Genomic DNA, 11,171 nt, shown 5'->3' with positions numbered 1-11,171 from the left:
GGGTCGACACCAACGACCAACCCACATCCGCAGCCGTCAACCCCGGCCGAGCCGACACAAACGAGGCCAACCGCCCCGCCTGCGCCCGCAACGCCCCCACCGACCGCCCCGACAACACCCACGGCACCACACCCACGACGGACCCCGCCGCCGCGTCACCCGACACCACCCCCGACACCGACCCGCCATCCGGCGACGCCTGCTCGACGATCACATGCGCGTTCGTCCCCGAAATCCCGAACGACGACACCCCCGCCCGCCGCGGCAAACCACCCACCGTCGACCACGACCGAGCCTCCGCCAACAACCGCACCCCACCCGACGACCAATCCACCTCCGACGTCGGCTCGTCCACGTACAACGTCCGCGGCAACACACCGGCACGCATCGCCAGGACCATCTTGATCACGCTTGCCATGCCGGCGGCGGCCTGGGCGTGGCCGATATTGGATTTAACGGACCCCAGCCACAATGGCCGATCGGCCGGCCGCCCCTGCCCGTAGGTCGCCAACAGCGCCTCGGCCTCGATCGGATCGCCCAGCGTCGTCCCGGTCCCGTGCGCCTCCACCACGTCCACATCCGACGGGGCAAGCCGCGCGTTCGCCAACGCCGCTCGGATCACCCGCTGTTGCGACGGACCGTGCGGTGCCGTCAACCCGTTCGACGCGCCGTCCTGATTCAGCGCCGAACCCCGCACCACGGCCAGCACCTCGTGGCCGTTTCGCCGAGCGTCCGACAACCGCTCCAGCACCAACACACCGACGCCCTCGCCGAAACCCATGCCGTCGGCCGAGGCCGAGAACGCCTTGGAGCGCCCGTCCGGCGCCACGCCCCGCTGCCGGGAGAAGGCGACCGGCAGTTGCGGCGTCGACATCACCGTGACGGCGCCGGCCAGGGCCAGTTCGCACTCCCCCGCCCGCAACGCCCGCGCGGCCAGATGAATCGCCACCAACGACGACGAACACGCGGTGTTGACGCTGATCGCGGGCCCTTCCAGGCCCAGTGCGTAGGACACCCGGCCGGACAGCACGCTGCCGGAGGCACCGGTGGCGAGGTAACTCTGCGACCGTTCGTCGGCCCGCAGCAGCAGGGTGTTGTAGTCCTGCCAGTTGGTGCCCGCGAACACGCCGGTCCGGCTGCCCTGTAGCGACCGAGGGTCGATCCGGGCCCGCTCGATCGCCTCCCACGAACACTCCAGCAACAACCGCTGCTGCGGATCCATCGCCAACGCCTCACGCGGCGAGATCCCGAAGAAGCCCGCGTCGAACTCCCCCGCGTCGTAGAGGAATCCGCCCTCGCGGACATACGACTTGCCGGGGGCGTCCGGGTCCGCGTCGAACAGGTTCGGCAGGTCCCAGCCTCGATCGGTGGGAAATTCCGACACCGCGTCCACGCCCGCGTCGAGCAGTTCCCAGAACTCCTCCGGCGAGCGCACGCCGCCGGGCAGCCGGCAGCCCATGCCCACGATCGCGATCGGCTCGCGATCGCCGTCCTCCAATTCACGCACCCGCTGCCGTGTCTCGTCCAACTCGGCACTGACACGTTTGAGGAAGTATCGAAGCTTGTCTTCGTGTGCCATGGGAAACCCACCTTCGGTGTCTGCATGACCGGGGAAAGCTCAGGAGATGCCGAAGCGTTCGCCGATGAGGGCGAACATCTCCTCATCGCCCGCCGATGCGAAACGGTCGGCGACCGTGTCCCCGGCATCGCCGCGATTCGCCCGCCTCAGCCGCTCCAGCAGGGCTTCCACACGTTGCTCGATCTGCTTCGTGGCAGCACCGGCGGCCAGCAGCAGCGCCAATGCCGCATCGGCCTGCTCGATGGCGGCGAGTACTCCGGCGTCCGGGCCGGCATCGGATCCGAACAGCACGCCGTACAGATGACGGGCCAGCGCGGCCGGCGTGGGGTGGTCGAAGGCAACCGCGGCGGGCAGGTACCGGCCCGTGACCTCGTTGAGCCGATTGCGCAACCGAACGGCCGCCAACGAACCGAGGCCGACATCCTTGAACGCCACCTCGGCCTGGATCGCGTCCGCCGAGCCCTGTTCCAGCACCTCGGCGGCCGTGCCGCACACCAGGTCGACCAGGGCGTCCATCCGCTCGGTGGCCGAGCGCGTCGCGATCTCGTCCGCCCAGGATCGTTCGGCGTCGTCGGTGAAGTCCACGAATTTCGGGAGATCGACGTGCCGGGCGCGCGTTCCGGCGAAGGCCGGCGACCAGTCGACGTCGACGCCTCGGACAAACGCCTCGGCCACCGAGGTCAGCACCCGGCGGGTACCGCCCTGCTCCCGTCGCAGCGTGCCCAGTACGGCCACGTCCCGGATGCCCAGTTCGGCCGCGGTGTCCTCGATGGACATCGCGAGCAGCGGATGCGGGCTCACCTCGACGAACGCCCGGTGCCCGGCTTCGAGCAGGGAACGAATGGCTTGATGGAACCGCACCGGGCTGCGGGTGTTGAGGTACCAGTAGTCGGTGTCCAGTGTCGCGGTGTCCCGCTGTTCGCCGTCCACGGTGGAGTGGAACGGGATGGCGGAGGTCACCGGCGAGACCGGACGCAGCGCCTGGAGCAGGTCTTCGCGCAGCACGTCGACCTGGGAACAGTGGCCGACGGTGTCCACACCGGGAATGCGCTTGGCGTACACGTCCTGGGCGGTGAGCTCGGCGACCAGTTCGTCCAACACGTCCTGCGGACCGGACAACGCCACCGAACGCGGCCCGTTGACCGCGGCCAGTTCCACCGTGTCCGGCCACGACGCCAGTCGGCGCCCGATCTCCTCGGCGGAGGTGCCGACCGAGATCACCGTGCCCTTGCCGACCAGGCGTAGCCAGGCCCGGCTGCGGCGGGCCAACAACCGCGCGGCGTCGCGCAGGCTCAGCCCGCCGGCGACCTGCGCGGCGGCGATCTCGCCGTAGCAGTGCCCCACCACGGCGGCCGGCTGCACACCGTAGGAGCGCCAGACCTCGGCGAGCGAGACCATCGTCGCCCACAGCGTGGGTTGCAGCACGTCGACGCGGCGAAGCGGTGGTGCGCCGGGCGCCTCGCGCAGCACGTCGAGCAGCGACCAGTCGACGAACTCGGCGAGCGCGTCCGCGCAGGCGGCGACGCTGTCGCGGAACACCGGTGAGGTGTCCAGCAGTTCGGCGGCCATTCCGCTCCACTGGGAGCCCTGTCCGGGGAAGACGAACACCGGGCGCCGGGCCGTCGTGGCCGTGCCACGCACCAGGTTGGGCGCGCTGCCACCGGCGGCGAGGGCCGCCAGTCCGCGCTGCAACTCGGCCCGGTCGCCGCCCAGGACGACTGCGCGCCGACCGGCGGACGGTGTGCCGAGCAGGGTGTGGCCGACGTCGGCGGGTGAGCCGGCGCCGGTGTCCGGGTGGGCGGCCAGAGCGATCGCCTTCGCCCGTAGGGCCTGTGAGCTCTGGGCGGTCACCACCCAGGGCAGTTCGGCCCGGGTGCTCGCGCCCGTCGGGTCTTCCAGCACGACCTGCACGGTGGTCCCGTCGGCGCCGGACTCGGTCACGCCTGTGGCCTGCGTCGGCCCGGTCCGCTCGGCGAGCACCGCGGCGAGCACGCCGGCGATACCCGTCGTCGGCTGGGCGGCGACGTCGTCGGACGTCCGGCCCGCGGTCGCCCGCGCCGCGCCGATCACCTGCTCCCGGTGGTCGGGCGAACCGCCGTGGCCGACGGCCGAGCCGCGCACGATGGCGAGCACCGGGCCGCTGCCGGGCGGTACCGCGCTCTCCCGTGCGATCAGCAACGCGCTTACATCGTCGTCGAGTTGGGCGCCGACCAGGGCGAATGTGCAGTCCCCCGCCCGCAGTGCCTGGGCGGCGAGGTGCAGCGCGAGCAGCGCGGGTGAACCGGCGCTCAGCGATATCGATGGTCCGGTCAGACCGAGATGGTTCGCGACCTGTCCTGCGGCCCCTGCTCCGTCGGCCATGCCCGTGACCACACCGGTCCGGCTTTCCCGCAGCGCCGCCGGGTCGATTCCCGCCTGTTCGACGGCTGCCCGGGCGGCTTCCCGGAGGTGCCCCGCCGCATCTTCCGCATCATTCGCGGGAGCGCGGGCACCGTCGGTAGATCGGCTTCCGATGCCCAGAATGACAATCGGTTCGGAATTGTTCCACGCGCGGAATATCGGTAACTCACTATTTCCAGGGAAGGCTAACGAGCCTTCCGAGGCTAAATCGTCCGCGACCCGCGTCTCGAACCCGGCCGCCGTCAACTCGACCCACAAATACGACACTGAAGGCACATCCCCCGTGATCCCCTTCTTCAGATCGAGCCGGGATTAAAAGTTGACATCCCCATGCACGACCGAGCAAGTTTCCGACCGATTCAGGCTTGACCCGCAGCGGCCTCGGTCAAACAGGGCCGGCAGTGTGACGTGGGTCATATGCTCACCGCCGGAGCGATCAATGCCCCCACCAGCAAGGGGAGTCCGGCATCGTGTCCGGCGCGTGAAGAACACGGAAACCTAAAATTAACGTAAGCATTGACAGCGACAAGATCTTGTGGGAGTCGCGCGTACGAGCCGTCGTTAAACTCCACCATTGGCTTCCCCGGGCCCCGGTGATACGGTCGCCGGGAGGTGCCACCGGATATCGATATCGGGTCGGGAAAACCGTTCGCGGATGTTCCCTCGACCGTCGAGCAGAATCCGGTGATTCGATATCCCGCGAAGGTTGATTCGGCGCCCGTGATCATGACCCGGGCACGCGTTGCAGGGGGGACCTTGAGTGAATGGCGCGGGGCCGCTGGCCGGCATCACCGTGGTTACGGCGGGCCATGCCGGCGCGGCCGCACTGCTGGGCAGGCTGCTCGCCGATCTCGGGGCCCGAACCATGCCGGTCGGCGAACTCCCGGCGCCGGTGGGCGGGTTCGAGCGGTGGCTGCGTGTCGGTGCCGGGCCCGCCGCGGGCTGGGTCGATACGGGCCGGCTGCTGGATCGGGCCGACATCCTGGTCTGCGACCGACCCGGTGGTGAACAACTCACCGCACTCGGCCTGGGCCCGCACGAGCTGCTCGCGGCCTATCCGGAGCTGATCACGGTACGGCTCAGCGAGTTCGGGCTCACCGGGCCGTTGCGCGACACCCCGGCCACCGAACTGACCCTGCAGGCGCTGGCCGGTGTGACCGCGGCGACCGGTTCGAGCCAGGACCCGCCGATCACCACCACCGTGGGACTCGCCGCCCGCACCGCCGCGTTGTCCGGGCTGATCGCCGTCACGGCGGGCCTGATCGGTCGGGCCCGCGGCGCCGGGGGCGACTACCTGGACATCGCCGAGTTCGACAGCCTGCTCACCCACGTCGGCACCCTCCTGCCGAGCGTCGCGCTCACCGGCCGACCGCCGCAGCGCGCCGGCAACCGACACGGGATGGTCGCCCCGTGGAACTGCTACCCGTGCCGCGACGCGCCCGTCGTCATCTGCACCATGACCGAGGCGATGTGGCAACGGCTCGCGACGGCGATCGACCGCACGGAACTGATCGCCGACCCACGCTTCGCCGACACCACCGCCCGGGTCCGGCACGCCGACGAACTCGACCGCGTCATCGCCGCCTGGACCGGTCGGCACGATGCGGACGACGTGGTGGCCCGGCTGCGTTCCCAGGGCATTCCGGCCGCCCCGGTGGCCACACCCGAGGACGTCCGCAACGGCCCGGCCGCTCGGCGCCGAGGCTTGGTGACCGGACCGGATCGCGCACCGCAGAGCCCGCTGCGCTCACTGGTGCCCACCGCGCGCACCACCGGCTCGTTACCCCGGCAGGGCCGCCTGTGGGAACCGATTCCGCGCGGCAGCCCTCCCCTGCACGGGATCCGGTTATTGGAGTGCGGCTCGTACACGGCCGGGCCGCACGCGACCAGGCTGCTGGCGCAACTGGGCGCCGACGTACTGAAAGTCGAACCGCCGCACGGTGAGGGCTCCCGGCGCCTGGCCCGGCGCGTCGGCTCGGTCGGCTACCTGTACTTCGTCAACAACGCGGGGAAGCGCTCCTGTCGGCTCGACCTGAACGACCCCGCGGACCGGACGAGATTCGACGAACTGCTCGGCACCGCCGACATCGTGCTCACCAACCTGGCGGCCGACACCCTCGCCGCCGCCGGCATCGCCCCCGAACAGGTGCTGGACCGGTACGACATCGTGCACTGCGCGGTGACCGGCCACGGCCTGGCCGCCGCCGATCGCAGCATGGACACGGTGATCCAGGCCGAGTCCGGGACCATGCACCTGGTCGGCGGCGGCACCGGCACCCCGCTGCGTACACCGGTGTCCAGTGCCGACGTGCTGGGGGCGTTCCTGGCCGCCGCGGCCGCCACGGTGTCGACCTACGTCCGGCTGCGCACCGGCGCCGGCGTCGGCGCCGACGTGGCGTTGTTCGACGCGGCGGTGTGGGCGACCCAGGACAGTTGGTTCGTCGACGGCCCCATACCCACCCCACGACTGGTCGAGGCCCGGGACGGGTCGGTGCTCGTCGATACCGCGCAACCCCTGCCCGAGGTCGAGGGCCCGGTGACCGCGATCCTGGCGGCCGCGACCGCCGCGGGCCTGCCCGCCGCCCCGCTGCACGACCTGACGCAGGTGGTGCGGCATCCCCAGGTCCTGGCCCGGCAGATGATCCTCGCGCAGTCGTACGCGGACACCCCGGTGCTGATCACCGGCAACCACCTGCGCTCGCTGTCGCGGGGCGCGCCGGCACCGGACCTCGCGCCGGTGGACCGGAACGACCCCGCCTGGCTCACACCCACCACGACGAAAGGGCAACGATGAAGGTCTACCAGGCGCTGGCGGACGCGCTGGCCCGGCACGGCGTGGACACCGTCTTCGGTCTCATGGGCAACGCGAACCTGCTCTACCTGCCCGCGTTCGCCGACGCGGGAGGGCGGTTCGTGGCGGTGACCCACGAGGCGGGTGCGGTCGCCATGGCCGACGGCCACGCGCGGATGTCCGGCGGCATCGGCGTGGCCTCGGTGACGCACGGTCCGGCGTTCACCAACACGCTCACCTCGCTGGTCGAGGCCGCCCGCAGCCGCAGTCGGGTCCTGTTGATCACCGGCGATCCGCCGCCGGTGCCCAGCCACTTCCACCACTTCGACATCGCGACGGTCACCGCCGCGGCGGGCGCGGGCTACGAGCGGGTCTACGAACCGGCGTCGCTGGTCCGGGATCTCAACCGCGCACTCCAGCGGATCGTCGCCGAGCGGCGGCCGGTCGTACTGAACATCCCGATCGCCTTCATGCAGGCCGAGGCGAGTGAACAGGCGCCGGTGGTGCCCCCGGTGCCCCCGCCGACCGCGGCCGCACCGCAGCCGGACACGCTCGATCGGGCGCTGGGGCTGCTCACCTCGGCGAAACGGCCACTGGTGCTCGCCGGGCATGGCGCGGCCACCTCCGGAGCCCGCGAGAGCCTGATCGCCCTCGCCGACCGCATCGGTGCGGCGCTGGCCACCACCGTGCTGGCCAAGGAGATGTTCGCCGGCCATCCGCGCGACATCGGCATCTTCGGCAGCCTGTCGCACGGCGTCGCGAGCGAGGTCATCGCCGACTGCGACTGCGTGATCGCCTTCGGCGCCGGCCTGAACATGTGGACCGCGCTCAACGGCGACCTGCTGCGCGGCAAGCGCATCGTGCACGTGGACATCGACCCGGCCAGGTTCGGCTCGTACACACCCGTCGACGAGGCGGTGGCCGGGGACGCCCGCCTGACCGCGGCGGCGATGGACTCGCTGCTCCGGGAGGCGGATCACGCCGGGAATCGGCGCTGGGCCGACAAGATCGAGCAGGCGATGGCCCGCCACATCCCGCAGGCCGACTTCGTGGACCGTTCCGGGACGGACACCGTGGACATCCGGTCGGCGATGATCCGGCTGGACCGGATCCTTCCCGCGCGACGCACGGTGGTCAGTGACATCGGCCGGTTCAATGTGGGCGTCTGGCCCTACCTGCGCGTCGCCGACCCGCTGCACTTCACCACCATGGGCGGGTTCGGCTCGATCGGACTCGGCCTGGCCGGCGCGATCGGCGCGGCACTCGCGGGCAACGACCGGCCGGTGATCGCCACCGTCGGCGACGGCGGCTTCATGATGCACCTGTCCGAATTCACCACCGCGGTGCGCGAGAAGTTGCCGATCGTCGTGCTGGTGCTCAACGACGGGGCCTACGGCGCCGAGCACTACAAGCTGAGGAACCACGGCTACGACCCCGCCCACTCGGCCTACGCCTGGCCGGACCTGGCCGCCCTGGCCACGACCATGGGCGCGCGGGCGCTGACCGTCCGCAAGATCGAGGAACTCGACGCGGTCGGCGAGTTCGTGCCGACCCTCGACGGCCCGCTCCTGGTGGACGTCCGGCTCGACCCGGACGTCAACATCGTCCGGTACTGAGGAGGGGACATGGCCGGCACCGGCACCCTGATCGCCGACGACGGACTCGCGCTCGCGTTGCACCGGTGGACGACGCCCGACTCCGTCGCGGCGCTGTTCTACATCCACGGCATCCAGAGCCACGCGGGGTGGTTGTACGAGACCGGACCCGAGTTGACCGCACGCGGCATCGACGTCTACGCGCTCGATCGCCGGGGTTCCGGTCGCAGCCCGGGAGAACGCGGGCATCTCCCCTCGGCCGAACAGGTCTTGGACGACTACACGCGGGCCGTCGACGCGGTGGCCGACGAGGTGGGTGATCGGCCGCTGGTCGCCCTGGGTCAGAGCCTGGGCGGCAGCGTGCTGGCGGCGCTGTGGTGCAGCCGGGCGTTGCCGGTGCGCAAGCTGATCCTGTGCGCGCCCGCGCTGGGACAACAGCGCTCACGCCACGATCCGGCGGCGCTGGCGGAGCGCCGCGACCGGTCCGGATCCGCGCCGCAGGAGGTCGGGCTGGCCAACCACGCCTACACGGACCTGCCCGAGTACCTGGCCTTCCTGGCCGCCGATCCGCTGATGTTGCGGCGGATCACCGCCGCCACGCAGGCGACGCTCGTGCACCTGGAGGATCGCTACGTCCACGGATCCCCCCACGGCGAGATACCGGTCGAGGTGGCGATGCCCGCCGAGGATCCGATCATCGATCTGAGCGCCGCGCGGGCGCAGTTGCGGCGGCTGGCGCCCGCGGCCGAGGAGCGGGTCTTCGATACCGGTGTGCACTACCTGGAGTTCAGCCGGGCCAGGACCGCGTATTGGGACTGGCTGGCCGACCGGGTCCGGGAGGGTCGGTGATCAGCCGGGTACGCCTGCATGTCGCCACCGTGCCGATGGCCACCACGTTCGACCACGCGGGTGCCTCGCGCCGCCGATCGGAGTCCGTGCTGGTCGAGTTGCACCTGGGCGACGTGTGCGGCTGGGGGGAGGGAGCCCCGCGCGACTATGTCACCGGCGAGACGACGGCCGGCGCGATCGAGGCCCTGCGGCGTTGTGACCCGGCGGCGCTCGCCGAACGCATCGACTGGCGTTCGTTCGACGCCACCATCGCCTCGATCGCCGCCCTCGACCTGCCGAGCCTCGTCGCGGGTCCGTCGGCCGCCGCCGCGGTGGAGATCGCGCTGCTCGACGCGGCGTGCAGACACTTCGAACGGCCACTGGCCGAGGTGTTGGACGTCGCGGCCGCCTGGGACGGGGCGAACCTGCCCGCCGGGCTGCGCCGCAGCGGTCCGGCGGCGGTCAGCCTGGTCATCCCGCTCTCTCGTGACGTCGCCTCGACGTTGGACGACCTGACGCCGCAGGCCAGGGCGTCGCTGCGGCATGTCAAGATCAAGGTGGCGGACCCGTGCGCCGCCGTGCAGCGCCTGTCCCGGGCCCGCGACCGGCTGGGCGCGGACACCGGGATCTCGTTGGACGTCAACGGCGGTTGGTCACCGGAGCAGGCCGAGCGGATCGCGCCGGAACTCACCGACGTGGCCTGGGTCGAGGAACCCCTGCGGGCCCGGTCGTGGCCGAAGTTGGCCCGGCTTCGACGGCGCACCGGCCTGCCGATCATGCTCGACGAGTCGTGCACCGACCTGGCGGACCTGCGCACCGCCGCCGAAGCCGACGCGGCCACCCACATCAACGTGCGGCTGTCCAAGTGCGGCGGGTTGTTCGCCTCGGCCCGCCTGGCGTTGCGAGCCCGACAGCTCGGCTTGGGCTGTCAGTTGGGCGTGCATGTCGCGGAGGTCGGCCCGTTGTGGGCGGCGAGCCGGGTGCTGGCCACCGGTTGGGGGCTGTGGCAGACGGTGGAGGCGGGTCGAGGCGACGAGTGGTTCCCCGAGCCGCTGACCGAGCCCGCGTTCACGGTCGACCGGACCGCGCATCGCGTGGCGGCGTTGGCCGGGCCCGGCACCGGCATCGAGCCCACCGAGAACCTGCTGCGGCACACCCGGTGTCCGGCGACGTGGCAACCCGACAGCGGCTGGCGGAGGACATGATGGTGGCGGCACAACGGCGAGTGGCGCTGGTCGCGGGAGCAGGCAACGGCATCTGCGCCGAGGTCGCGCGTGGCCTGGCCGCCCGGGACATGCGACTGGTGCTGTTGGACCGGGACGCGGAGGCCGTGCACCGCGTCGCGGCGGAGCTCGGTGGGCGATTGGCCTGCGATCCGCTGGTGGTCGACGTGACCGACGCGCGGGCGCTGGAATCCGCGGTGGCCGCGCTCCCGAAGGATTGCCGGCCCGGTGTCCTGGTCAACGGCGTCGGCGGTGACACCCGACCGCGACCGCTCACCGAGTTGACCGAAGCCGATCTCGAATACGCCGTCGCGCACAACCTGACCGGCGTGTTCACCCTGACCAGGCTGTGCGCCCCGGCGATGATCGCCGCCGGTTGGGGGCGCATCGTCAACCTCGCGTCGGTGGCGGGCCGCACCTACACGCGGTTCAGCAACGCCGCGTACGTCGCGGCCAAGGCGGGCGTCATCGGGTTCACCAAGCAGTGCGCCTTCGAGCTGGCCCCGCACGGCATCACGGTGAACGCCGTCGCGCACGGGGTCATCGGCACCGATCGTATTCGCCGGGCCTGGCAGGACAAGCCCGCGCAGTGGACCGCCGACCGGGTCAGCCATATCCCGGCCGGTCGATTCGGCACCGTGGCCGAGGCCGCGAGCATGGTCTGCCATCTGTGCGGTGAACACTCCGGCTACACCACCGGCACGGTCATCGACGTCAACGGCGGACTGCACATCTGATGATCATCGAACGGAGTG

At 71.3% G+C, this 11,171-nt stretch carries 7 protein-coding genes; 5 read left to right on the top strand and 2 right to left on the bottom strand.

Features of this window, described 5'->3' with window-relative positions; all coding sequences use genetic code 11:
- Both ABZ374_RS26610 and ABZ374_RS26605 read right to left on the bottom strand, forming a co-directional pair.
- The coding region (locus tag ABZ374_RS26610) for a beta-ketoacyl synthase N-terminal-like domain-containing protein (protein WP_360315282.1) at positions 1-1,579 on the bottom strand (1,579 nt) is incomplete at its 3' end.
- 39 nt (positions 1,580-1,618) lie between these two features.
- Entirely contained in the window at positions 1,619-3,940 is a 2,322-nt protein-coding gene (locus ABZ374_RS26605; protein WP_360315280.1) for an acyltransferase domain-containing protein, read from the bottom strand.
- Positions 3,941-4,739: 799 nt separating this feature from the next.
- On the opposite strand from ABZ374_RS26605, the gene ABZ374_RS26600 reads away from it, so the two are divergent.
- Genes ABZ374_RS26600 through ABZ374_RS26580 form a run of 5 tightly spaced genes read left to right on the top strand, consistent with a single transcriptional unit; the run spans position 4,740 to position 11,153 of the window.
- Positions 4,740-6,773 (top strand): CoA transferase, encoded by a 2,034-nt coding sequence (locus ABZ374_RS26600; RefSeq protein WP_360315278.1) that lies wholly within the window; start codon positions 4,740-4,742, stop codon positions 6,771-6,773.
- Positions 6,770-8,386 carry a thiamine pyrophosphate-binding protein gene (locus ABZ374_RS26595; RefSeq protein ID WP_360315276.1) on the top strand — a complete coding sequence of 539 codons (1,617 nt, stop codon included), beginning with the start codon at positions 6,770-6,772 and terminating at the stop codon, positions 8,384-8,386. The genes ABZ374_RS26600 and ABZ374_RS26595 overlap by 4 nt, the downstream gene beginning before the upstream one ends.
- A gap of 9 nt (positions 8,387-8,395) precedes the next feature.
- Positions 8,396-9,214 (top strand): alpha/beta fold hydrolase, encoded by an 819-nt coding sequence (locus tag ABZ374_RS26590; protein ID WP_360315274.1) that lies wholly within the window; start codon positions 8,396-8,398, stop codon positions 9,212-9,214.
- A complete protein-coding gene (locus ABZ374_RS26585) occupies positions 9,211-10,398 on the top strand; it encodes an enolase C-terminal domain-like protein (RefSeq protein ID WP_360315272.1) in 1,188 nt (395 codons plus the stop codon). Before ABZ374_RS26590 ends, ABZ374_RS26585 begins: the two co-directional genes overlap by 4 nt.
- Positions 10,365-11,153 carry an SDR family NAD(P)-dependent oxidoreductase gene (locus ABZ374_RS26580; RefSeq protein WP_360315270.1) on the top strand — a complete coding sequence of 263 codons (789 nt, stop codon included), beginning with the start codon at positions 10,365-10,367 and terminating at the stop codon, positions 11,151-11,153. Before ABZ374_RS26585 ends, ABZ374_RS26580 begins: the two co-directional genes overlap by 34 nt.
- Positions 11,154-11,171 lie beyond the last annotated feature (18 nt).

Origin of the sequence: Embleya sp. NPDC005971, from assembly GCF_040629175.1 — a bacterium.
Lineage (GTDB): Bacteria > Actinomycetota > Actinomycetes > Streptomycetales > Streptomycetaceae > Embleya.
Note: the sequence above shows the minus strand (reverse complement) of the source record. Positions and strands in the feature narration are given on the sequence as shown.

Coding starts and splice junctions, on each gene's coding strand:
- ABZ374_RS26605 (WP_360315280.1), bottom strand. CDS start 3,940: ATGGCCGACGGAGCAGGGGCCGCAGGACAGGTCGCGAACCATCTCGGT.
- ABZ374_RS26595 (WP_360315276.1), top strand. CDS start 6,770: ATGAAGGTCTACCAGGCGCTGGCGGACGCGCTGGCCCGGCACGGCGTG.
- ABZ374_RS26590 (WP_360315274.1), top strand. CDS start 8,396: ATGGCCGGCACCGGCACCCTGATCGCCGACGACGGACTCGCGCTCGCG.